24 protein-coding genes are annotated in these 23,598 nt (G+C 60.9%); 17 read left to right on the forward strand and 7 right to left on the reverse strand.

All coding sequences use genetic code 11. The features are described 5' to 3' along the window. Positions 1-7 precede the first annotated feature (7 nt). Positions 8-307 carry a helix-turn-helix transcriptional regulator gene (locus AC2444_RS01585; protein WP_012756041.1) on the forward strand — a complete coding sequence of 100 codons (300 nt, stop codon included), beginning with the start codon at positions 8-10 and terminating at the stop codon, positions 305-307. An 81-nt stretch (positions 308-388) separates the two neighbouring features. Here the strand turns inward: AC2444_RS01585 and AC2444_RS01590 are convergent, their stop codons facing one another. Next, complete coding sequence (locus tag AC2444_RS01590; RefSeq protein ID WP_012756042.1) at positions 389-1,810, reverse strand: ArnT family glycosyltransferase; 1,422 nt, start codon at positions 1,808-1,810, stop codon at positions 389-391. Positions 1,811-2,638: 828 nt separating this feature from the next. Here AC2444_RS01590 and AC2444_RS01595 point away from each other — a divergent pair. The 13 genes from AC2444_RS01595 to visR all read left to right on the forward strand — a co-directional run bounded on the left by AC2444_RS01595 (position 2,639) and on the right by visR (position 14,901). Beyond that, on the forward strand, positions 2,639-4,273 hold the full coding sequence (locus AC2444_RS01595) for a globin-coupled sensor protein (protein ID WP_012756043.1): 1,635 nt from the start codon (positions 2,639-2,641) through the stop codon (positions 4,271-4,273). A 63-nt stretch (positions 4,274-4,336) separates the two neighbouring features. Then, a complete protein-coding gene (locus tag AC2444_RS01600) occupies positions 4,337-4,633 on the forward strand; it encodes an STAS domain-containing protein (RefSeq protein ID WP_003545491.1) in 297 nt (98 codons plus the stop codon). Continuing rightward, complete coding sequence (cheY1, locus tag AC2444_RS01605) at positions 4,630-4,995, forward strand: chemotaxis response regulator CheY1 (RefSeq protein WP_003545492.1); 366 nt, start codon at positions 4,630-4,632, stop codon at positions 4,993-4,995. The genes AC2444_RS01600 and cheY1 overlap by 4 nt, the downstream gene beginning before the upstream one ends. 17 nt (positions 4,996-5,012) lie before the next feature. After that, the gene (locus AC2444_RS01610) at positions 5,013-7,289 is read left to right on the forward strand and encodes a chemotaxis protein CheA (RefSeq protein ID WP_012756044.1); all 2,277 of its coding nucleotides are present in this window, start codon (positions 5,013-5,015) and stop codon (positions 7,287-7,289) included. A gap of 4 nt (positions 7,290-7,293) precedes the next feature. Continuing rightward, positions 7,294-7,761, forward strand: a complete 468-nt coding sequence (locus tag AC2444_RS01615; protein WP_012756045.1) for a chemotaxis protein CheW — start codon at positions 7,294-7,296, stop codon at positions 7,759-7,761. Then, positions 7,758-8,666: a protein-glutamate O-methyltransferase CheR gene (gene cheR / locus AC2444_RS01620; protein ID WP_012756046.1), complete on the forward strand. Its 909-nt coding sequence runs from the start codon at positions 7,758-7,760 to the stop codon at positions 8,664-8,666. Before AC2444_RS01615 ends, cheR begins: the two co-directional genes overlap by 4 nt. After that, entirely contained in the window at positions 8,663-9,706 is a 1,044-nt protein-coding gene (cheB, locus tag AC2444_RS01625; protein WP_012756047.1) for a protein-glutamate O-methylesterase CheB, read from the forward strand. Before cheR ends, cheB begins: the two co-directional genes overlap by 4 nt. Further along, entirely contained in the window at positions 9,707-10,096 is a 390-nt protein-coding gene (locus AC2444_RS01630) for a response regulator (protein ID WP_003556488.1), read from the forward strand. After that, positions 10,093-10,647 (forward strand): chemoreceptor glutamine deamidase CheD, encoded by a 555-nt coding sequence (gene cheD, locus AC2444_RS01635; RefSeq protein ID WP_003545509.1) that lies wholly within the window; start codon positions 10,093-10,095, stop codon positions 10,645-10,647. Before AC2444_RS01630 ends, cheD begins: the two co-directional genes overlap by 4 nt. A gap of 16 nt (positions 10,648-10,663) precedes the next feature. Continuing rightward, on the forward strand, positions 10,664-11,053 hold the full coding sequence (gene cheT, locus AC2444_RS01640; protein ID WP_128449661.1) for a chemotaxis protein CheT: 390 nt from the start codon (positions 10,664-10,666) through the stop codon (positions 11,051-11,053). 209 nt (positions 11,054-11,262) lie between these two features. Next, entirely contained in the window at positions 11,263-12,954 is a 1,692-nt protein-coding gene (fliF, locus tag AC2444_RS01645) for a flagellar basal-body MS-ring/collar protein FliF (protein WP_012756049.1), read from the forward strand. 445 nt (positions 12,955-13,399) lie between these two features. Next, a complete protein-coding gene (gene visN / locus AC2444_RS01650; RefSeq protein WP_012756050.1) occupies positions 13,400-14,146 on the forward strand; it encodes a transcriptional regulator VisN in 747 nt (248 codons plus the stop codon). An 8-nt stretch (positions 14,147-14,154) separates the two neighbouring features. Next, positions 14,155-14,901, forward strand: a complete 747-nt coding sequence (gene visR, locus AC2444_RS01655) for a transcriptional regulator VisR (RefSeq protein ID WP_012756051.1) — start codon at positions 14,155-14,157, stop codon at positions 14,899-14,901. Positions 14,902-15,013: 112 nt separating this feature from the next. Here visR and AC2444_RS01660 read toward each other — a convergent pair whose 3' ends face one another. The 6 genes from AC2444_RS01660 to motA form a co-directional block, all read right to left on the reverse strand. Beyond that, positions 15,014-15,457: a hypothetical protein gene (locus tag AC2444_RS01660; RefSeq protein WP_012756052.1), complete on the reverse strand. Its 444-nt coding sequence runs from the start codon at positions 15,455-15,457 to the stop codon at positions 15,014-15,016. A 5-nt stretch (positions 15,458-15,462) separates the two neighbouring features. Beyond that, positions 15,463-16,542: a flagellar biosynthesis protein FlhB gene (gene flhB / locus AC2444_RS01665; protein ID WP_012756053.1), complete on the reverse strand. Its 1,080-nt coding sequence runs from the start codon at positions 16,540-16,542 to the stop codon at positions 15,463-15,465. Between the two features lie 336 nt (positions 16,543-16,878). Further along, positions 16,879-17,919 (reverse strand): flagellar motor switch protein FliG, encoded by a 1,041-nt coding sequence (fliG, locus tag AC2444_RS01670; protein ID WP_012756054.1) that lies wholly within the window; start codon positions 17,917-17,919, stop codon positions 16,879-16,881. A gap of 28 nt (positions 17,920-17,947) precedes the next feature. Continuing rightward, positions 17,948-18,532 carry a flagellar motor switch protein FliN gene (fliN, locus tag AC2444_RS01675; RefSeq protein WP_012756055.1) on the reverse strand — a complete coding sequence of 195 codons (585 nt, stop codon included), beginning with the start codon at positions 18,530-18,532 and terminating at the stop codon, positions 17,948-17,950. Between the two features lie 65 nt (positions 18,533-18,597). Then, a complete protein-coding gene (locus AC2444_RS01680; RefSeq protein ID WP_012756056.1) occupies positions 18,598-19,548 on the reverse strand; it encodes a FliM/FliN family flagellar motor switch protein in 951 nt (316 codons plus the stop codon). Then, the gene (gene motA / locus AC2444_RS01685) at positions 19,549-20,421 is read right to left on the reverse strand and encodes a flagellar motor stator protein MotA (protein WP_003556508.1); all 873 of its coding nucleotides are present in this window, start codon (positions 20,419-20,421) and stop codon (positions 19,549-19,551) included. It abuts the gene before it with no gap. Between the two features lie 254 nt (positions 20,422-20,675). Here motA and flgF point away from each other — a divergent pair, with 254 nt between their 5' ends. From flgF to AC2444_RS01700, 3 genes are all read left to right on the forward strand, one after another. Continuing rightward, the gene (gene flgF, locus AC2444_RS01690; protein ID WP_012756057.1) at positions 20,676-21,410 is read left to right on the forward strand and encodes a flagellar basal-body rod protein FlgF; all 735 of its coding nucleotides are present in this window, start codon (positions 20,676-20,678) and stop codon (positions 21,408-21,410) included. A gap of 119 nt (positions 21,411-21,529) precedes the next feature. Continuing rightward, positions 21,530-22,930, forward strand: a complete 1,401-nt coding sequence (fliI, locus tag AC2444_RS01695; protein ID WP_012756058.1) for a flagellar protein export ATPase FliI — start codon at positions 21,530-21,532, stop codon at positions 22,928-22,930. A gap of 2 nt (positions 22,931-22,932) precedes the next feature. Next, the gene (locus tag AC2444_RS01700) at positions 22,933-23,475 is read left to right on the forward strand and encodes a hypothetical protein (RefSeq protein WP_012756059.1); all 543 of its coding nucleotides are present in this window, start codon (positions 22,933-22,935) and stop codon (positions 23,473-23,475) included. Positions 23,476-23,598 lie beyond the last annotated feature (123 nt).

A 23,598-nucleotide genomic window follows, 5' to 3' on the forward strand; every position in this document is an offset into this window, starting at 1 on the left:
TTGTAATATGACATATATGGTCTATATCGACCAATATGGGCAACTTGAAATCATGGGTCAAGGCGCAAGAGAAACAATTCTCACTCCCGCTCTCTGCCGCGCGGCGCGCGGCCTGCTCGACTGGACTCAAACCGATCTTGCCGACAGGGCTGCCGTCTCGCGCAGCACCATCCGCGACTATGAGGGCCGGCACCACGACATCCACCGCGCGACGGAAGCGCAACTGCGCCTCGCCTTCGAGGAAGGCGGCGTCAAATTCGTGGAGATCCAAGGGGCAGGCACCGGCGTTTACCTGCCGACTGCATAAAATGATGCAGCAATTCAAAGTGTTACTGCGTTGCGCCTCTGAAAAGAGGCTTGGTGCTGTCATCGGGCAGACTGAACACGCTCAGGGTGCCAGGCAGGCGGCAGAGACCTTGTAGATGGAAAGTGTCTTACCCTTGTAGTTGCCCTCCGTCGGCTGCCAGTTCTTCAGCACCTCGGGCGTCTCGGTGGCGCAGGTGAAGGCCCCGTCCGTCAGGAAAAGCACCTTGCCGGTGATGTCGGCGGGCAGAGCGAATTCCTGCTCGTAATAGCTCTCCGGAAGGCCCGCCGGCGCCCGCGCATAGATCCTGTAGGATGCATCGCGCAGCGTGTAGAAAAGATCGGCGACCATATCGCGATTGTCGGTGACGATGATGTCGGTGCCGGCCTGAGCTGCGAGTGCGGCGGTCTCGCGGCTGACCTCGGCGCGGCCGAGATAGCGCTTCATCAGCGCGTCGCCGTTCGGCAGCAGCAACTGATGCGGAAAGATCGTCGCCAGCGGAAAGAGCAGGCTGGCGATGCCGTTGATGGTCAGCGACAGCCTGAGCCCCTTCGGCCACTTCAGGTAAAGCAGCCAGACGGCAAGGATGGTGCCGGCGACATAGGCAGTCACCGCCCAGTTGGCATAGGCCTTGGCGACCGTCGCCTGCAGCGTGATGAGCACGACGACCGGCATCGACAGCCAGACCAGCATCTTTTCCCGATCGTCACTCCTGCCCTTGATCATGCGGTAGACCGCCCAGAGCATCGCGAAGAAGATGATCGGCCCGACCACGCCGAACTGGGCGGCGAAGAATTCAAGCCCGCGACGGAGATTGATGCCGAGTTCGCTCCAATGGGCGATATCCTGCGTATGCCGCACCGTCGTGTTGTCGTGCTGCAGGTTCCACCAGAGGTTCGGCAAGGCGACGACCGCCGCGACCGCGACCGCGATGATGAAATCCCGGATGGCGATGCGCGCCGCCGGAATGAGGAGGAGGGCAAGCGCTCCGCCCGGAACGACGAACAGCACGGCATATTTCGTCAGGAAGGCGAGGCCGACGCCAAGGCCCATGACGAGCGCCAGCCCGACCGAGCGCCGCTGGGTCAAGCCGAAATAGGCAAGCAGCGCGATCGCGATGAAGAACAGCAGGATCACGTCGGTCGAGAAGAACACCGAAGACAGCGCGACGCCCGGGAGGGTGATATAGGTGGCGCCCGTCCAGCCTTCGATCTCCGGCCCGACGAAACGTTTTGCCGTCTTCATCAGCACCAGTGCCGCCGCCATGTGGATCAGCGGTCCGAGCAGCCTGATCCAATAGATGGCGTTGGAGCCGGAAAGCTCGGTCATCGCCCGGATCACCCACGCAATCATCGGCGGCTTGGAATAATAGCCGAGGTCGAGGTTTTGCGACCAGAACCAGTACTGCGCCTCGTCGACGAAAAGGTCCGTCGTATCGAAATTGAGCATGACGACGCGCCAGAGCGTGAAGCCAAGAACGATGAGGAGACCAGATCTGGGGGACATGAACCGATAGTTCCGCTGACATGAAAGGCGCGAGTGCGATACACCAAAGGTGCCGGACTGCCAACGGGGAAGGGTGGGTCTAGCGCATCGGCCCGAAAATCGATTCCGATTTTCGGAAAGCACGATGCGTAGATTCAAAGTGTTAGAGCGTCCTTTGTGCGTCCGAAAGGACGCACGGCGCTCTAAAGCATGTCGCGCAAGACTGTGCAGCGGTTTTGCGACAACGACATGCGCAAAACAAAGAGCTAAAGCGCAAGGAGGTATCTGAAAGATTGCGACGCGCTTAGAACACCCGAAGGGCGCGGATGTCGCGGTTTGCGGCGATGGAATCGAGGCGAGCGACGGCTGCAAGCAGCGTCATTGCAATCAAGCAGGCACCCAATCCGAGAACAATCATTGCTCTGTCCTTGTCGACGTCATGTCTTGGTTATCGACCGGCATATAACACGGAGCTTGCGTGTGCCTTGTAGCAGCCATGCAACTCCGCAACAGTATTTGCTGCGAACTGCCTTGAATTGCTTCAAAAGCCTGTCCTTCGAAAGGCTTATTAACCTTCAAGCAAGGAATTAACCATAAACATTGATGTACACGTCGGAATGGGAAGATGCACTCGTTCCCACCAGGCATGACGCCGTCCCGCCGTACCGGGTTGATCCGGTATCCATCTCTTCAGACAGCTCCGAAACATAGCTGATCAGAGGGTTTCGATCCGCCGGTTGTAACCGGTGGTGAGGACCGTCTCCACGCTTCGCGTTCATCGGATGCTGCACAAGTTTTTGGCCGGGCCTTCGCCCGGAAAGTGGTTGGGGACAGGCGTTGAGGCAGGACATGCCATCAGATCAGGCTCGTGGAGCGCAGGCAGGCAGCTTGCGCGACCGCCTGCGCTTTGCCGGTCTCGATACCGACCAGTGCGAGCTGGTGCGCCGTAACCGGCCGGCGCTCGAAGCCCATCTGAAGGCGGGCCTCAGGGATCTCTTCCACCGATTCCAGTCATTCCCCGACGCCTCGCGCAATTTCGAGAGCGAACGCCAGGTCGAGCGTCTGCACGATCTGCAGTCCTCGCATTGGGACGTGCTGACGGATGCGCGGTTCGACAGCCTCTATGCCGAGCGCGTCAAGGTTCTCTCCGATACCGAAAGCAAGATGGGTCTTGACCCGCGCTGGCACGTGGCCGGCCATGGCGTCATGCTGGAGCATGTCGTTTCCGGCCTCGCCGAGCAGATTGCCGGCCGTCCGCTGCTGCCGTCGGCCAAGCGCCGCACCCGCGAAATCTCCGACCTGATGACGGCGATCATCCGCATCGTCATGGTCGATGTGGAAATTGCCGTCTCGCTCCGCTTCAATGCGCTGCGCGCCGGGGAGCAGCGCGCGCTCGCCGATCAGCGCGCCGCCAACGAGGCCGAGATCATCAGGATCTTCGGCGATGTCATCGAAGGCCTGTCCGCACGCGACCTGACACGCCGCGCGCCTGTCGACGGCGACGGCGCCTATGGCGGGATCGCCGCGGCGCTGAATGGCGCGCTGGACGGCCTCCAGGCCGAATTCACCGCTATTACCGAGCGCACGGTCAAGGCCGAAGCGGCGACAGGTTCGCTTGCCGGTCTGTCGCGGCAGTTCGCCGGCACGGCGTCCGGCCAGGCCGATCGGCTGCAGCTTTCCGCCGCTGCCCTTGCCGGCATCGCCGGCAGTGTGCGCGATGGTGCTGCTGACAGCCGCGCTGCCGAACAGGCGGCCGCCACGACGCGCGCTGCCGTCGAGGAAAGCGGTGAAGTCGTCGGCCGCGCGATCAGCGCCATGGCCGATATCGAGCAGTCGGCCGAAAAGATCGGCCAGATCATCGGGGCGATCGACGAGATCGCCTTCCAAACCAATCTTCTGGCGCTGAATGCCGGCATCGAAGCCGCGCGCGCCGGCGATTCCGGCCGCGGTTTTGCCGTCGTCGCCCAGGAAGTCCGCGCCCTTGCCCAGCGTTCGGCCGAAGCCGCCCGCGAGATCAAGACGCTGGTGACGACGACCAAGGCGCAGGTCGACGCTGGCGTGCAGATGGTCGGCCGCACACAGGATTCGATCGGCAGCATCGTGCGCCAGGTCACCGACATCAACGCCGCCATATCAGGCATCGCCACCCGAACCGGCGAACATGCCGCAAGCCTCGACAGCGTGACATCAGACGTCAAGGGCCTGGGTGGCGAGGTGGCCGATAGCGCCGGCCTTGCGGAGCGCTCGGCCGAAGGCGCCGACCACCTCCACAGCGTCATTCTCGAGCTCGGCCAGACGATTCGCGAATTCCGCATCGCCCGGGAAAACGCCACTGCCGGGCGCCCTGCGCCGGTGCGCGTGACACCGCCGCGGGCCCTTGAGGGCGCTACCCGCCCGGCACCGGTCGTGGACGAATACGAAAATGACGATTTTGGCCTTCCGCAAGCGTTCGCAAGCGTCGGAGGTGGGCGGAATGTTTACTAACCTATCGGATGATTGCCGCAGCTCGTCTTTTCGGGCCGGGGACAAGGGGACAAGGAAAAGCTGATGGCAGCAAAGAAGAGTGGCAAAACGCTGGATTTGACAGCGGTGCTCGACCTCAACGAGGCTTCCGCCTTGCGCGATAAACTCCTCTCCCTCCGGGGTAGCGGTCTTTCGATAGACGCTTCCGGCGTCGAACGGATCGGCGCGCTTTGCGCCCAGGTTCTGATGTCCGCCGAGAAGACCTGGGAGCAGGACAAGCAGCCGTTCACCTTCTCCAAGGTGTCCGACGCATTTCAGAAAACCATGCAGCTGGTTGGCGTCAATATTGACCACCTGCTTGCCAAGGAGATTCGGCAATGAAGAAAAAAGTGCTGACCGTGGATGATTCCCGCACCATCCGAAACATGCTTCTCGTGACACTGAACAATGCTGGCTTCGAGACGATCCAGGCGGAAGACGGCATCGAGGGCCTTGAGGTTCTCGAAGAGTCCAATCCCGACGTCATCGTGACCGACATCAACATGCCGCGCCTCGACGGTTTCGGCTTCATCGAAGGTGTCCGCCGCAACGAGAAATATCGGGCGATCCCGATCCTGGTCCTGACCACGGAAAGCGACGCGGAAAAGAAGAACCGTGCCCGCCAAGCCGGTGCCACGGGCTGGATAGTCAAGCCTTTCGACCCGGCCAAGCTGATCGATGCCATTGAGCGTGTAACCGCTTAAACCCAGGATTTGCTCCTATGGATATGAACGAAATCAAAGAGATCTTTTTCCAGGAGTGCGAGGAACAGCTCGCAGAATTGGAATCCGGTCTTCTGAAAATGAATGATGGCGATCGCGATCCGGAAACCGTCAATGCGGTGTTCCGTGCCGTGCATTCGATCAAGGGCGGCGCCGGCGCCTTCGGCCTTGACGATCTGGTAGCCTTCGCCCATGTTTTCGAGACCACTCTCGATTGCGTTCGATCCAACAAGCTTGAGCCGAACCAGGACGTCCTGAAGGTGATGCTGAAGTCGGCCGACGTGCTCGCTGACCTGACGAACGTTGCGCGCGACGGCGGCAGCGTCGATGAAAGCCGCAGCCGCGGCCTCGTCAGGGAGCTCGAGGCGCTGGCCAACGGTGAAATGCCGTCTCCCTCGGCGTCAGTCGAGGCGCCTGCGCCGAAGGCAGCCGCAAAGGCCGCTCCGGCGCCGACCCCCAAGCCGACGGACGACAGCGGCTTCCAGCCGGTCCCCTTTTCCTTCGACGATTTTGGCGGCGAGGGCGATGCCGGCGGCATGCCGGCCTATGAAGTCATCTTCAAGCCGCGCTACGAACTCTATTCCAAGGGCAATGACGCCACCCTGCTGCTGCGCGATCTCTCGCGCCTCGGCGAAATGACGATCTATTGCAATACGGATGACCTCCCGGGCCTCGAGGAGCTCGATCCGGAAGGCGCTTATTTCTTCTGGAATGTCACGATCAAGACGGACAAGGGCGAGGACGCCATCCGCACCGTCTTCGAATTCGCCGAGTGGGATTGCGAACTGACGGTAAAGCCGGTCGAAGAAGCAAGGGCCGAGGCGACCAGCAACGACGAACTGCCGATGGTGCCGGTTCCTTTCGACCTGTCGATCCTGGACGAAGCCGGCGCAATCGAAGAGGTTTCCGCCTCAGACGCGCGGGCCGAGGAGACGGCCGCAGCCGTTGCCGCAGCCGAGACTGCCTCCAACGTCACGCAGATTGTCGCCGCCCGCGTAGAGAAGAAGGAATCGGCCGCCGCCGCAGCGGCCGCAGCAAGTGCTGCCGCTCAGAACAATGCCGCCGGTGCCGGCCAGACGATCCGCGTCGATCTCGACCGTGTCGACCGCCTCATCAACCTCGTCGGCGAATTGGTCATCAACCAGGCGATGCTGTCGCAGAGCGTCATCGAGAACGACACGACCGGCACCTCCTCGATCAATATGGGCCTCGAGGAGCTGCAGCAGCTCACCCGCGAGATCCAGGACTCGGTCATGGCGATCCGCGCGCAGCCGGTGAAGCCGGTCTTCCAGCGCATGTCGCGTATCGTCCGCGAAATCGCCGACATGACCGGCAAGTCGATCCGCCTGATCACCGAAGGTGAAAACACCGAAGTCGACAAGACGGTCATCGACAAGCTGGCCGAACCGCTGACCCACATGATCCGCAACGCCGTCGACCACGGCATCGAAACGCCCGAAAAGCGTGCAGCCGCCGGCAAGAACACCGAAGGCACTGTCCGCCTGACCGCCAAGCATCGTTCGGGACGCATCCTGATCGAGCTTGCCGACGACGGTGCCGGTATCAACCGCGAGAAGGTCCGCCAGAAGGCGATCGACAACGACCTCATCCCGGCCGATTCCAACCTGTCGGACGAGGAAATCGACAACCTGATCTTCCTGCCGGGCTTCTCGACGGCCGACAAGATCTCCGACATCTCCGGCCGCGGCGTTGGCATGGACGTCGTCAAACGTTCGATCCAGGCGCTCGGCGGCCGCATCAACATCACCTCGAAGCCGGGTCACGGCTCGGTCTTCACCATGAGCCTGCCGCTGACGCTCGCCGTCCTCGACGGCATGGTAGTCACTGTCGCCGGCCAGACGCTGGTCGTGCCGCTGACGGCGATCGTCGAAACCCTGCAGCCGGAAGCGGCCGCGATCCACTCCTTCGGTGCCAACCACCGGCTGATCTCGATCCGCAACAGCTTCTGCCCGCTGGTCGATGTCGGCCGCATCCTGAACTTCCGCGCCACCCAGGCCAATCCGGTCGAGGGCGTGGCGCTTCTGGTGGAATCCGAAGGCGGCGGCCAGCGCGCCCTGATGGTCGATGCCATCCAGGGTCAGCGCCAGGTGGTCATCAAGAGCCTGGAAGCGAACTACACCCATGTGCCGGGCATTGCCGCCGCCACCATCCTCGGTGACGGGCGCGTCGCTCTCATCCTCGATGTCGACGCAGTCGTCGGCGCCTCGCGCGGCCAGTCGCTCAAAGCGGAAATGTCGTTAGCAGCGGTGGGATAAGGGAATGTCGTACACTGTAAAAAATCTGAACGAGGGGGATCGCGAGCTGATCGCGTTCCGCATCGGGGATCAGGAATTTTGCGTGAACATCATGTCGGTTCGCGAAATCCGCGGCTGGACCCCGGCGACCGCGATGCCGCATTCGCCTGGCTATATGCTGGGTGTCATCAACCTGCGCGGCGCGGTGCTGCCGATCATCGATCTTGCGGCCCGGCTCGGCATGAAGCCGGCCGATCCGACTGCCCGTCATGTCATCATCGTCGCCCAGGTCCGGCGTAAGGTCGTCGGCCTGCTGGTCGACGCCGTTTCCGATATCCTGACGGTGACCGACGAAACCATCCAGCCGACGCCCGAGATCTCCTCCGAGCTCGAGCGTCAATTTGCCCGCGGCATTCTCGCCATCGAGAAGCGCATGATCTGCCTGATCGAACTCGAATCCCTCTTTCCAGAGACCGAAAGCGAAGCCGCATGAGTGTAATGGGCGCAAAAGATCAGAGACAGGGATCCGACGAGGTCCTGGCGAGCGGAGAATATCCGCTGACGCGCCGCGACCTCACTGAAATCGCCGCAATGATCTATTCGGATGCCGGCATCTTCCTCAACGAAACGAAGGCGTCGCTCGTCTATTCGCGCCTGTCGAAGCATATCCGCAATCTCGGCCTGTCCGGCTTCCGGGAATATTGCGACCTCGTCGCTTCGCCGGCCGGTGCTGCGCCGCGCCGCGAGATGCTTTCGCATCTGACGACCAATTTTACTCGCTTCTTCCGCGAAAACCATCATTTCGATCACCTGCGCGACCATGTCCTGCCGGAGCTTCTGCAGCGGGCGAGATCGGGCGGCAGGGTACGCATCTGGTCGGCCGCCTCTTCCGACGGGCAAGAACCCTATTCGATCGCGCTGACGGTGCTGTCGCTGATGCCGAACGTCGCCGATTACGACTTCAAGATCCTGGCGACCGACATCGACCCGAAGATCCTCGCGATCGCCCGCGCCGGCGCCTATGACGAGAGCGCGCTCGAAACCGTATCGCCCGCCATGCGCAAACAATGGTTCAGCGAAGTCGAGATACAGGGCCGCCGGAAGTTCCAGGTCGACGACCGCGTCAAGCGGCTGATCACCTACAACGAGCTGAACCTGATGGCGCAATGGCCGTTCAAGGGCAAGTTCGACGTCATCTTCTGCCGCAACGTCGTCATCTATTTCGACGAGCCGACGCAGATGAAGATCTGGCAGCGTTTCGCCGGCCTGCTGCCGGAGGGCGGTCATCTTTATATCGGTCATTCCGAGCGTGTTTCGGGTGAGGCAAAACACGTCTTCGACAATATCGGCATCACGACCTATCGCTACACGTCCAAAGGTCTCGGGAGGAAGGCATGAGCGCTCCGGCAAGGGTTCTCGTTGTTGACGACTCGCCGACGATGCGGGGGCTGATCACCGCCGTCTTGAGTTCCGACCCCGAGGTCAACGTCATCGGCCAGGCCGGCGACGCGCTGGAAGCGCGGGAGGCAATCAAGCGGCTGAACCCCGACGTCCTGACGCTCGACATCGAGATGCCGAACATGAACGGTCTCGATTTCCTCGAAAAGATCATGACGCTGCGGCCGATGCCTGTCATCATGGTATCCACAATGACCCATCGCGGCGCCGAGGCGACGCTTGCGGCGCTGGAGATCGGCGCGTTCGACTGTGTCGGCAAGCCGGCGCCGGGCGAACTCAGGCCGTTTGGCGACCTCGCCGAGAAGGTCAAGGCCGCCGCGCGCACGCAGCGCCAATATTCCCAGCCCGTCGCCGCCGTCGCGCCACCGCCCTCGGTTGGCGACTTCCGCGTCGGCCGCAAGATCGTCGCGATCGGCTCGTCCACCGGCGGCGTCGAGGCGCTGATCGCCGTGCTGCAAAAGTTTCCGGCGAATTGCCCGCCGACCGTCATCACCCAGCATATGCCGCCGACCTTCACCAAGAGCTTCGCCGAACGGCTGAACCGCCTCTGTGCGCCGGTGGTGCAGGAAGCGACCGACGGTGCCCGTCTCGAAATCGGCAAGATCTATCTGGCGCCCGGCGGCGAGCGTCACCTCCAGGTCAGCAACGCCTCGGCACCATGCTGCCGACTCATTGACCGGGCACCGGTCAACGGTCACCGCCCCTCGGTGGACGTGCTATTCGATTCGGTCGCTGAACTGGCGGGCCGTAATGCCGTCGGCGTGATTTTGACCGGAATGGGCCGCGATGGCGCCGCCGGATTGTTGAAAATGCGCCACGCCGGCGCCAGAACGCTCGGCCAGAACGAAAAAACCTGTGTCGTTTACGGAATGCCAAGGGTTGCCCACGAACTTGGCGCCGTTGAGCAGCAGCTGCCGCTGTCTGCCATTGGTGAAGAAATATTGAAAATGACAGCCGCCCGAAAGGAAGGGACCGAATAAATGTCGATCGCGGAGAAAATCAAAGTTCTGATCGTCGACGATCAGGTAACGAGCCGGTTGCTGCTCAGCGACGCGCTGACCCAGCTCGGTTTCAAGCAGATCACCTCGGCCGGTGACGGTGAGCAGGGCATGAAGATCATGGCCGAGCAGCCGCACCACCTGGTGATCTCGGACTTCAACATGCCGAAGATGGATGGCATCGGCTTCCTTCAGGCCGTGCGCACCAACCCGAACACCAAGAAGGCGGCCTTCATCATCCTGACCGCCCAGGGCGACCGCGCACTGGTGCAGAAGGCGGCCCAGCTCGGCGCCAACAACGTGCTCGCCAAGCCGTTCACGATCGAGAAGATGAAAGCGGCCATCGAAGCCGTGTTTGGAGCCCTGAAATGATCACTGAGGGGGCAGCCCGCCGCGTGCACATCATTCAGGGCGAGTACAAGGTTCTGAACGATCCGAATGCGGTCCTCTCGACCATTCTCGGTTCGTGCGTGGCTGCGTGCCTCAGAGATCCTGTCGCCGGTGTCGGCGGCATGAACCACTTTCTGCTGCCCGGTTCGGCGACGTCGCCGACATCAGGCGGCGATGCCACGCGCTACGGCGTGCATCTGATGGAACTGCTGATCAACGGTCTCTTGAAGCAGGGCGCCCGGCGCGACCGGCTGGAAGCAAAAATCTTCGGCGGCGCGAAGACGATCTCGACATTCTCCAATGTCGGTGAGCAGAACGCGGCCTTCGCCGTGCAGTTCCTGAGGGATGAAGGCATTCCGGTGGTCGGTTCCTCGACCGGCGGAGAGCATGGACGCAAGCTTGAATATTGGCCGGTCTCCGGTCGTGCCCGGCAATACCCTCTGACCGGCGCCGAAACGCAGAGAACCGTCGCTCTCGAGCAGCGTCCCGCCGCTCCGCAGAAACCCGTCGAAACCAGTATCGAATTTTTTTGATGGCGAGGATTTTCATATGACATTTACCCAGATGATGGAAACGCCCGCGCCTGTCGAAGCGCTGAGCGTCATCCTGATGCGCATCGTGTCCGAACTGCACGATGTCGCCTACCTCATCGAACGCATCGAGCCCCAGCTTCTCGACCTCGGCAGCGCCGAAATCCTGAACTCGCCGGATGCCATGAAGGTCATGCAGGGCATCGATCTGGCCGTGCAGAAATCACGCGGCCTTGCCGAATTCATCGACACCATCACCGGCGAAATCCCGCACGGCTGGGCAGTCGACGTCGCAACCGCGCTCAGCCTCGTCAAACTGGCAGAGATGCAGAAGGCATTGGGCGGGGCCACACGCCACGGCCATTCCCAGCCATTGAGCAAGGCAGCCGGCGACTTCGATTTCTTCTAGAACGCTCCGTTTTTCTCCGACTGACGGAAACGCTCTCTCCTTGTTCTTGCGCTATCCCGGACGCAAAACCGCTGCGCATTTTTGCTGGAATTACTTTAGGCCTTTTCGCTCCCGCACGCTCTCACGAAACGCTCGCACAAGTTTCGCCGACTATTCGTCTGATGAGGCAATAAGCCTGCTTTGTCTTTGACGAATCGTGCGAGAACAGAATGAATCTGTTAAATCAATTAGTTCAGATCTTTAAGAACTTCGGTTCCCTTGGCCGAACACGCCTGATGATTCTGGGAGGCGTCGGTGCCGTTTCCATTGCAATCGTCCTTGCGGCCGCTCTTTTCGTCAACAAGCCGGCACAGGAAACACTCTATGTCGGTCTGGATTCGCCCGATCTCAACCAGATCAGCATGGCGCTTGCCGAAGCCAACATCAATTTCCAGGTCGGCACCGACGGCACCAGCATCAGCGTTCCCGCTGGGATGACGGGCAAGGCCCGCCTGATGCTTGCCGAGCGCGGCCTGCCGAACAGCGCCAATGCCGGTTACGAACTCTTTGACAATGTCGGCTCCCTCGGCCTGACCTCCTTCATGCAGGAGGTGACGCGGGTTCGAGCGCTGGAAGGCGAAATCGCCCGCACCATCCAGTCGATCTCGGGTATAACAGCCGCGCGCGTCCATATCGTCATGCCGGAGGTTGGAAACTTCCGGAAGGCGGAGCAGAAACCGACCGCATCCGTCATGATTCGCGCAAGCGCTACCACCGGGCGCAGCGCGGCGACCTCGATCCGCCACCTCGTCGCCTCGGCCGTGCCGGGGCTTGACGTCGATGACGTCACCATCCTCGATTCCGCCGGCCAGCTCCTCGCTTCCGGCGACGAGGCGAGCAACAGCTCGCTGAACCGCTCGCTCAACATCGTCCAGAACGTTCAGCAGGAAGTCGAATCCAACATCGACAAGGCGCTGGCACCCTTCCTCGGCATGGACAACTTCCGTTCCAGCGTCACCGCCGATCTCAACACCGACGCCCAGCAGATCCAGGAAACGACCTACGATCCCGAATCCAAGGTCGAACGTTCGGTCCGCTCGACCAAGGAAGCCCAGCAGTCGCAGCAGAAGCAGTCCGATAGCGCGACGACGGTCGAGCAGAACATTCCGCAGGCGGCTCCCGAGGCCGGCGGCTCCGCCGGGCCCGAATCGCAAGACAAGTCCGACAAGCGCGAAGAGCAGACCAACTACGAAATCAACAGCAAGACGACGGCGACGACCCGCAGCAGCTATAAGGTCGAAAAGCTTTCGATCGCCGTGGTGGTCAACAAGGGCCGCATCGCCAAGATGGTCGGTGAGCCCGCCGACCAGACAAAGGTCGACGCCTATCTCGCCGAAATGCAGAAGATCGTCGCCTCGGCGGCCGGCATCGACGCCAAGCGCGGCGACGTCGTCACCGTCACGGCGATGGACTTCCTCGAAAATCAGCTGCTCGAAGACGCCACCGGTGGTGTCCGCGTCATGGATATGCTGAGCCGCAATCTGGCCGGCATCATCAACTCGCTCGCCTTTGTCGCGGTCGCCTTCTTGGTGGTCTGGATGGGCTTGCGGCCACTGGTGCGCAGCGTCAGCGGCAACGGCAGCTCTGCGGCTTTCGGCGACGCGACGCCGGAAGCGGCCGGCCTCGAGCTTCCGGACTTCGCGCCTGCATCGGGAGCACCCGGAGGCGCTCTCATGGACGGCTTCGGGTCCGACTTCGGCTTCGACAGTACCGAGGACCTGCTCAGCCTCGGCGACGACGATGGAAACTTCAATCGGCGCGTCAAGGAAGGCCCGGAACGCAAGCTTTCCCGTATGGTCGAGATCAACGAGGAACGCGCCGCGAAAATCCTCAGGAAATGGGCGATCGACGAAGCAGCGTAAAACAAAGGCCGGGCAACCGGCCTTTTTTCATGTCGGTACCGAAGCTTGATTCCCGAACCGCTGTTTGCTGAAAAGCCGTGACTGGAGATGCAAGAGACCCGGCATGACATCAGGGTCGAGAATTCGAATAAGACGTTAGACCCGACAACTGAAATGCGGCTGTAGCGCGACTTGATGAGATGGACTCGCGTAAAACGCGAAGCAAGTTGCGATACCGCCAGAATCACCTTAGCCTCCCTCTATCTGAAGGCTGGAACGAGTGGTCGAATCAGTGCATTGGCGACAGCGAAAGTAAATCCCTAGAAGTCGGAGATGGTGATTTGCATCGACTGGCTTACCCTTGGGTGATTCGAAATGGGATTCGAGCGGAAGTTGACTTGAATCCCTTACAGAAAAATTGCTGTTGCACCGAGTTCGATCGTTTCTCAGCCGCAGGACATTGCCAGTGGATATGAATGTAATTCAGGCGAGCAAAGGCGAGAGGCAGATGGCGAATTTCGCGAGTGCGGCGGTGCCGGATCTGTTGCCGCGTGATGAGCTGCTCCAGCGCCTCCACGGCGTCGCCAGCACCGGCAGGTTGCAGTCTGGTCTGCGCGCACTGACGGACTACGTGGGTGCTTCGTACTACCTTCTGGCGCGCTGCGATCTCCTCCAGGAAAGTGGCCTCGATTTCATCGTTTCGTCTGACTGGCCTTTCGACCTGGTCAGGGACATCGCCAATGATCTGGTCCGCGGCTATGCCCGGTCGACCGAGCTGGAAAAATGCATGCAGGTCTTCCAGCCGAATTTTGCTCTTCTGCCTGACAGTGCCGAGGTCCCGGATGGCGCCAGCCGCCAATATTGTTCGGTGACCTTCAATGTCGGCCGGTCGCGGCTGGCCTTGATGTTCCTGTTCGGGGAGGGATTCATCCTTTCGCCGGAGCGCCTGCGCGATGTAGGCTTGCTTGCAGGTTATGTCGCGAGCTTCCTTCGCTGCGGCGGTACGAAGGTCGATCGCGATTTCGAATTGACCGACCGCGAGCTGGAATGCCTGTTCTGGATCGCCGAGGGCAAGACCAGCGACGAGATCGCGATGATTCTCGGAATATCCCGCAATACCATCAACAACTACATCACCAGCGTGATGCGCAAGACGGCGACCAAGACCCGGTCCGAGGCCATTGCCTTCGCCGTCCGCAATAATCTCGTATAGGGGGATATATGGGGTATCCATCAGGCAGGACCATGAGCAGCGCCGAGCAGCTGCGAATGGTACGTGTGAACAGGATTTCCAGCCGGTCCGATCTTTTTCCGCGGCTGATCGCGATGCAGAAGCTCGCCGATGCGCAAGGCTTCGCGATCTTCCGCGTCAGCGGCTCGGGCATTCCGGCAAAGCAGCGGCTTGTCTGCGAGCTCGAGAACTGGGGGTCTTCCAATGCCGGTTTCGGCAAGGCCTTCACGGATGCCTACGGCGATATTCTTCTCGACCATATCGACAAGTCGCTGCTGCCGCTCTCATGGGCAGGCGGTTACGACCGTGCGGCACCCGGTCCGGCGGACTTCTCGCCGTTCATGACGCGGCTGCAGGACGGTATTCTGCCTTTCTCCGGACTTGCCTTTCCGGTGCGGCTTGGCGCCGTCGGCAACGGTTTCATCCTTTTCACCGGCGATGAGATCGATCCTTCGAGCGATACCATCGTCGAGCTGCACGGTCGATGCTGCCATATCATGATGGATCTGCTCTCGCTCGACGAGCGCCGCACGGCGGCTGCCGAGGCGCTCAGCGAACGCGAGATCGCCTGTCTGCAATTGGCCGGCGACGGCCGCATCAGCGAAGAGATTGCCGACAAGCTCGGCCTGTCCGTGCACACCGTGAACGCCTATCTCGGCTCGGCGACCATCAAGCTCGATTCCGTCAATCGCATCCAGGCGATCGCCAAGGCGATCCGGCTCGGTTATATCAGCTGAACCCGCGCGGTCGTTTTCAGCGTCGCGCGTTTTTCCAGACGCGCAAGCGACGCTGTAACGCTTTGAATTGCTGTCCAAGGCGAATGCGAAAGCTCGGTTGTCTTGAAAGACGTCAGCCGGCCAGCGTCTGAGGCGGCTGGTTGATGCTGTAACGCGATTCCCGAAGGCTTCTTCTGAGGAATATGGTGTTCTCGTCAGGATCCGCCGAGGGGTTCTGGAAGGCGATATGATTGATCTCGATGCCGGCGTGGTCTTCGGCAAGGGTGAGCTGTGCGTAGACGGTGACACCGCGTGGCTTGATTTCCAGATCGAGAACGACTTCGGGCTTGCCGCCCCATTCCAGAGTATAATTGCCGCCCAGGCCGAAGTTCACCGTGCCCGGATGAAAGAAAAGCTCCGCCGCCGAAGCGACGAGATCGGAAAGGTTGCCGTAATACTCGAAGCGCAGCAGTGAAATAAGGTCAGAAGCATCCAGAAGGCGCAGTTCAGTAGCGACCGGGCTGATCGCGTCTGCGAGGATCTTTTCACGCTGGGTAGAGTGAGGGCATTTTTTCATTCGGCTTATCTTACCCGTTTGTTCTTGGCGTCCGCAGCGTAGACCCGGTGGATGAGCTCCGCTACCGCCTTATAGAAGACTGACGGGATGACACTATCGATCGAGACTTGCGCAAACATGGAGCGCGCAAGGGGCGGATCCTCGAACACCGGTATGCCGTTCTTCTCGGCGATCTCCCTGATTTTGAGCGCAATCAGGTCCTGACCCTTGGCCAGCACCACCGGCGCATCGTTCTCTTCACGCGCGTAACGCAGCGCCACCGCATAGTGCGTCGGGTTAGCGATCACCAGCGTCGCGCGGTGGACGTCGGCGATCATGCGCCGGCGCGCGCGGTCGCGCATCAGTGAGCGCTGCCGGCTCTTGACGAAGGGGTCGCCCTGCGCCTGCTTGTTTTCTTCCTTCACCTCGTGCCGCGTCATCTTCAGCTCGGTGAACCAGTGATGGCGCGTCCAGAAAAGATCGGCGATTGCCACGATCGCGGTGGCGATCAGCATGACGATGATGATCTTGCGCATCGCCGCCATCAGTCGCACCAGAATCGTCTGCGGATCGGAGAACATCGCGTCGATCGAACCGAAATATTCGCTCCTGAGCACAAAGAACAGGATCACCCCGACGACGACCACCTTGAACAGCGACTTTCCGAATTCGACCAGGCCGGGCACGCTGAAGAGCCGTGACCAGCCTTTGATCGGCGAGATACGCGAGGCCTGCGGGCGGATGCGTTCCAGCACCAGTGTCGGCAGATTCTGGAAGACGGAGGAGGCGACGCCGAACACCATGAACAGGATGAAGGCGGGCGCCACCAGCGCCGCACTTGCCCAGCCGAGCCGCACGAATAGTGCCAGCACATCCGGCCCCGTCTCGATCTTCCATTGGTCGGGCTGTTCGAAGATGTCGCGCAGCGTTTCACTCATGCGTCCGACGCTGTCGGGAAGGAAGAATACGAGGTAAATGAAGGTCGCGAGGATGGTCGCAAAGATCGAAAGTTCGCGCGAAGACGGCACGTTGCCCTTTTCCGCGGCATCGCTTTGCTTTTTCGCGGTTGGGGCTTCTGTTTTGCTGTCCTTGTCATCGTCTGCCAAGTCGCGGCCCTCTTCAAAGAAATAGGCCGCAGCTAATGCATGCCGCCCAAAAACGTGCAGCGCTTTTGGGATGACGACATGCATCAGAACAAAGACCTAAAGCGCGTCGCAGGAACCGAGTTCTATGCGACGCGCTTTAGAGCACGGTCTGTTGCTGGAAGGGTAGCCGCCTGTGGCACGGCGATCAACAGCCGCCGTTCGACATGCCGGATTTGTCAACAGTCTCGAAGCGCCAAAGCATGTCGCGCAAAAGTGTGCAGCGGTTTTGCGACAACGACATGCGTAAAAACAAGGACCTAAAGCGCGAGGAGCGAATCTGAAAGATCGCGGCGCACTTTAGGCGGCCGCCGAAGCGTCGCCTTCCTTTTCCTTGAGCTCGATCTGGCCGGAATTGGCCAGGCGAATCGCTTCCTGCGCCACGGCGCGGCGGGCAATCGCGATCTCGCGCGGATTGACGCCGCCCATGCCGCTCTGCAGATCCGATTCGATCATGCGGCGCTGGCGTGGGCTGATGGCGGAGAGAACCGATTCGCGGATCTCGGGGGGCGACCCGCGTAGCGCGACGGTGAGCACATCCGTCGAGATGTCGTTGAGCAGCATGACGCGGCTGCGCTGCGGCATGTACATGAGGTCCTCGAACAGGAAGATCTTCGGGCGAACCTTGTTGACCGATTCGCGGCTGATCGATTCGAGCGAGCTGAGCAGCGTGTCGACCTGCGGCTTGTCGAGTTCGTTCATGAGATCGGCGACCTTCGTCGAGCCGGCCGCATTGCGCTCTGCCTCGACTTCGGCAAGCAGCGTCATGACCTGGTTCTCGATGATCTGCGCAGCCTTCGGGCTGACGGTCTTCATATTGACCGTTCTGTTCATGATGTCGGCGCGGCGGTTGTCGGGAAGCTGCAGCAGCACCTTGGCGCCGAAGGAGGAGGGCATCATCGAAAGAATATAGGCGACGGTCTGCGGATGCTCGCGCAGCAGGAACTGCGCGACGAATGTCGGCTCCGCCTCGCTGAGGCGATCCCAGATCGAGGTTTCGTAGGCCTGGAATGCAGTGCGGCGGCCGAGCAGGCTGTCGACCTCGTCGGGCGTCAGGCCTTCTTCAAGAATGGCTTCGATTGCCTTGGCATTGTCCATCAGTCCGGCGCCCTCGGTGAAGAGGTCTTCGAACTCGGAGACGAGCAACAGCAGCTCGTCCGGCGGAATGGCGCGCAGCGACTGGGCGGATGAGATAATGGTCTGCAGTTCGGCCTGGGTGAAATATTTCAACAGCCGGCCGGCGACTCCCTTTCCCATAGCGAGAAGAACAGCCGCCGCCTTTTCAGCCTGGGTCAACGGTTTCCCGGCTAATGCGCCGCCGAAATCGTCAAAGTCCATCATGGTCTAACCTCTCCGTCCCACACAGGGATCAGGCTTTTTTCGTACTCAAAACTTCAATCAGCTTCACACCGAATCGCGTGTCGTCGTTATCAAGCACCGTAATTTCGCCACGTGCAATCCTGCGGCCGTTCACCATAATCTCGACCGGTTCGCCGATTTTCTTGTCGAGGGCGATCGTCGCCCCTTCATTGAGGTTCATCAGGCCGGAGACCTGCATGCGGCTGGTGCCGAGCATGATCTGGACGTCGATCGGGATGTCCATGATCAGGTCGAAGTTCGAATTCAAAGCGCTGCCGAGTGGAGCCGGTGACTCCTCGAAGGAGGGGCTGCTGCCGAAATCCATGCCGGCAGCCGAGCTCGCACTGCCGCCGAAATCGCCGCCGAAATCGTCGCCGCCGAAAGGACTTTCCGAAGCCTCGCCGCCGAAGGCCGCCAGGTCCGTTCCTGCTGCGAAGGGGTCGCTCTGCGGGTCGTCGCCAAACTGCGGCAGGTCGCCGTCGGCATCCTGCTTCAGTACGCCGCGCAGATCGTCGATCGCCTGATCGAGATCGGCTTCGCTGCCCGGAAGATCCAGGGAGAGGTCGCTGTTCTGCTGTGTTTTCTTCGTAGCCATGAAATCACTATTCCAGTTGAAACTTGCCTCAAACTGCCTTTGCAGCCCAAAAGCCAGAGAACCGATTAATTCATTAAATGACGGATGAGTTCGTCATCCGAGTTCATCGTATCCTTGACGCGGACCATGTAATTTTCGCCTGAACGCCCGAACTCGCACACATACAATTCCTTGCTGTTGGCGCTGACCTCGACCCGCACGTCGCCGTGGTCGCGGAACGGAATGACGTCGCCGACCATCAGCTTCGATATCGTGCGAAGCGTCAGGTCCTGCAGCCTGATCTTCGCCTCGAGCGTGACATGCGAGCGGCGGACCTGGTCGCCGAGCTGCTCAGTCCATTCCGGTGACTTGCCGGTGGCCTGGCGTTTCGGCTTCGGCGGCGTCACCTTGGTCTTGAGCAGCGCCGTCTGCGGAACGATCAAGGCGAATTCCGAAACGATGCCGGCAAGCGTGATCGACATGTTGATGGCAGCGGCGAATTCGTCCGGACGATCTTCCGGCGGCCGGGCGCGCGCGTCAAGGGCGTGCGGGGCCGAAAGGCTCGGTTCGAAGCCGCCCGGCGCGTTGACGGCCGAGCGCAGCACTTTGGCGATCTTGTCGAAGACCATGACCGCCAGATCGAGCTCGATGATCGAAAGCAGCCGGTCGGCCGGTTCCTCGATCGTATCGGCGGTGGCGCCGAGCAGGTGCTCCATCAGCGTGATGACGAAGCCGTTGCCGCAGGCAAGCGTGATGTTCTGCGACCAGTTGCGCAGCGTCGCATCGACCAGCGTGACGTTCGCGCTCAGATCTTCGATCAGGTGGTTCTTGTAGCCGATCTCGCAGCCGAGATAGTTGACCGTCACGTCGAGGCCGGTCTCGCTTTTGATGACGTCGGGAAAGAATTCGCTGTAGATTTCCCCGAAGGAACTGCAGATCTTGGCAACTCCGCCTCTGTCGCCGAGCCCGCCTGTCAGCTTGGCGAGAAGGGCAGGATCCATTGCCGGTTTGTCGTGCGAAGCATTGCTCATAGTCATTTAAGCCGCCTTGTTTTCGCCACCAGGGTTCATCATTTCCTGCTCGACCGCGTCGATGGAAGGACGCTCGTAAGCCGAGATCGTCTTGCGGCCGTATTCGAGAGCGACCTGCGGCACCGAGCCGTTCATATAGGCAAGCAGCGTCTGCTTGACGATGACGTAGAGGCGGTGCTGCTTGTTGCGCACGACCTTGATCTGGGAGACCAGCGGCGAGCAGACGCAGTAGGACAAGAGAATGCCGAGGAAGGTGCCGACGAGTGCCGAGCCGATCAGATGACCGAGCACTTCGGGTGAATCGTTGATATGGGCCATCGCCTTGATGACGCCGAGAACAGCCGCGACGATGCCGATCGCCGGGAAGGAATCGCTCATGATCTGGATCGAGTGGTAGGGCTTCATCTTGTCGTGCATGATTGTGTTGAGCTCTTCGTCCATCAGCGCCTCGATCTCGTGGCTGCGGGCGTTGCCGATGATGATCAGGCGCACGTAGTCGCAGATGAACGCCGTCAGCTCCTTGTTCTTCAGAACCGTCGGAGCCGACTGGAAGATTGTCGATTCGGCCGGATTGTCGATATGGGCTTCGATTTCGTTTCGCGACTTGGTGCGCAGGTCGCGCATCAGCGAATAGAGCACGCCGAGCGTATCGAGATAATTGCGTTCCTTCGGTACGGCGTGCCGGAAGGCTTCGCTGAGCGCTTTGCCTGAGTCCTTCACCACCTTCATCGGGTTCGCCATGATGAAGCTGCCGAGGCCGGCGCCGCCGATGATGAGGAATTCGAAGGGCTGGAACAGCGCGTCCACTTCGCCGCCCATCGCCATGAAGCTGCCGACGATACAGCCGCAAGTCACTATAAATCCGATAATGATGTTCATCGTCAGCCCAATCTGAACGTTGCTTTTCTTTTAGACCGATAGGGTTTCTGCCTTGCGTGAGGCTGATGAAAGGCCCGATCGCAAGGCATTTCCGCGTGCCAGCTTCGCGCAAGCATCTGCCGTCAGTCTAAAGAAGACGAATGGGTGCCCGCGCCCGTTTCTGAGATGCCGCCTCAGCGAAATCCCGGCCGAACCACATGAGACGACCCCCGGCTTTTCGTTCCGTTCATCGCCAATGCTTGGAGCTTACCGACATGCAATCCGGTCTTTATGTTTCTCTGTCGTCGCAGATGGCTCTCGAAAAGCGTCTGAACACCATCGCAGACAACATGGCGAACGTGAACACGACGGGTTTTCGCGCCACCGAGGTGAAGTTCGATGAGATGGTGGCGGCCACTAAGAACAAGCTGAACACCAAGGTGGCCTTCGTTTCCCAGGGCAACGACTACCTGAACGAGGGAAATGGCGAGTTGCAGCACACCGGCAACATGCTCGATTTCGCCATCAAGGGCGATGCCTGGTTTGCGCTCGATACGCCGGCCGGCCGCGTTCTGACGAGGGACGGCCGCTTCACGATCAAGGATACCGGCGAACTCGTCTCGATAAGGGGATATCCGGTTCTTGACGCCGGCGGCGCGCCGATTCAGCTCAACACGAAGGGTGGCGAGCCGGCCGTCGGTACGGACGGCATCATCTATCAGGCCGACCGCCAGGTTGCTTCGCTCGGCCTGTTCGAGGCCGATATCAGCAAGGGTTACCTGCGTTACGAAAACAGCGGCATCATGACCACCGACCAGCCGCGCGCCGTCGTCGACCGCTTCAATGTCGGTGTCGAGCAGGGTTATCTCGAAAACTCCAACGTCAACGCCATGCGCGAGATCACCCAGCTGATCGAAGTCAACCGCGCCTTCGAAAGTGTCTCGTCGCTGATGCGCGACAGCGAGGATTCCTTCAAGGAAGCCGTCCAGACACTTGGGGGCAGCCGCTAATGCATGTCGCCCAAAAGTGTCCGGCGGTTTTGGGAGGACGACATGCACAACAACAAAGACCAAAAATACGTCGCATGCAGCAAGCTGCACGCGACGTATTTTAGGGCGAAAGTTAAAGCATGAGCACCACGCTACTGTCCGAAGACGGCCTTTCCCCGAAGCTGGCGCATCTGGCGGGCCTCGTCGACCGATACGCATCGCCGGAGTTTGCGGTTGCCCATGGCGGTCGCGTGCAGACCATCGCCGCCGGCCACTACACGGTTCACGGTCTCTCCCGTCACGTTCGTCTCGGCGAGTTCGTGGCCCATAAATCGGCGACCGGCATCCATCTCGGCGAAGTCGTGCGCGTCGAGCCGGAACTGATCTATGTCTGCCCGATCGAACCCGGCGAGCCGATCGGCATCCACGATACCGTCATCCGCAAGGGCGCCTTCCGCATTGCACCGACGGACAGCTGGTGCGGGCGCACCGTCAACTCGCTCTGCGAGCCGATCGACGGGCTGGGCCCGATCGCCGAGGGCCTCGATCGCCGCTCGATCTCCAATACCGCGCCGCCCTCGATGACCCGCAAGCGTGTCGAGACCGGCTTCAAGACCGGCGTACGCGCGATCGACATCTTCTCGCCGCTCTGCCTCGGCCAGCGCCTCGGCATCTTCGCCGGCTCCGGCGTCGGCAAGTCAACGCTTCTTTCCATGCTCGCCCGCGCCGATGCTTTCGACAAGGTTGTCATTGCGCTTGTCGGCGAACGCGGCCGCGAGGTGCGCGAATTCATCGAGGATACGCTCGGCAGCAATATGAAGAAGGCGATCGCCGTCGTCGCCACCAGCGACGAGAGCCCGATGCTGCGCAAGATGGCGCCGCTGACGGCGGTCACTATCGCCGAGCATTTCCGCGACAAGGGCGAGAACGTCCTCTTCATCATCGACAGCGTCACGCGTTTCGCCCATGCGATCCGCGAGGTGGCGACCGCCTCCGGCGAGCCGCCGATCGCGCGCGGTTATCCCGCCTCCGTCTTCACCGAGCTGCCGCGCCTCCTGGAACGCGCCGGTCCCGGTCCCGAGGGCGCCGGCACCATCACCGCGATCATCTCGATCCTTGTCGACGGCGACAATCACAATGACCCGATCGCCGATTCGACCCGCGGCATCCTCGACGGACATATCGTCCTGCAGCGCAGTCTCGCCGAAGAAGGGCGTTATCCCCCGATCGATCCGCTCGCCTCGATCTCGCGTCTTGCCCGCAAGGCCTGGACGCCGGATCAGGAAAAGCTGGTATCGCGGCTGAAGGTGCTGATCCACCGTTTCGAAGAGACGCGCGATCTGCGCATGATCGGCGGTTACCGTCAGGGTGCTGATCCCGATCTCGACATGGCGATCAAGCAGGTGCCGATCATTTACGACGTCCTGAAGCAGTCTCCGGGCGACCGCGACTCGCTCGACGCTTTCGCCGATCTCGCCGGTGCGCTCAAGGCTGCAGCCGGCATGGGCAATCAGGGCGCCCCTATTCAGAGGAGAGGCTAGACGTGGCTGATTTCGACGACGAACGCATTGCTTCCCTGAAGCAGCGCAGGAAAGCCGCCATCCTGGATCGGTTTCTGACCTTCGCCGGCCTGGCGCTTGCCGGCGCCTCCGCCTTCTTTCCCTGGTACGTCTTCTTCAACGCGGACAAGTTCGGCATCAATGTCGCCAGCAGCAGCAATTCGCGCGAACTGCCGGACTGGCCGGCCCGCAACGTCTTCAGCGTCTCGCCGCTTGCCATGGTCAACAAGAACGAAGCGGACAAGAAGGCCCCGCCGATCGATCCGCTGACGACGGCGACGGTCTCCGATCTCGGCAAGGAGCGCGATGGCCGCGCTATACAGGAGGATCAGCCCTTCCCCGGCAAATCGTCCTTCCGGCTGTTGCATGTTTCCAACGGCCGGGCGCTGATCGAGGATCCCTCCGGCATGTATGTGGTGCGCATCGGCTCGATCCTGCCCGATGAAAGCCGCCTTGCGACACTCGAGCAGCGCGACGGCAAATGGGTGATCGTCACCTCCAAGGGCGAGACCTACCAGAACAATTGAACCTGTCCGCAAACGCGGAAGGCAACAGGGGCTCCGCCGTGACCGGCCGGAGCCCCTGTTTTTTACTGCGTCATTCCTTAAATCGATTCCGATTTGGGGAAATGACGCAGCAATTCAGAGAGT

Source organism: Rhizobium sp. WSM1328, assembly GCF_057653715.1.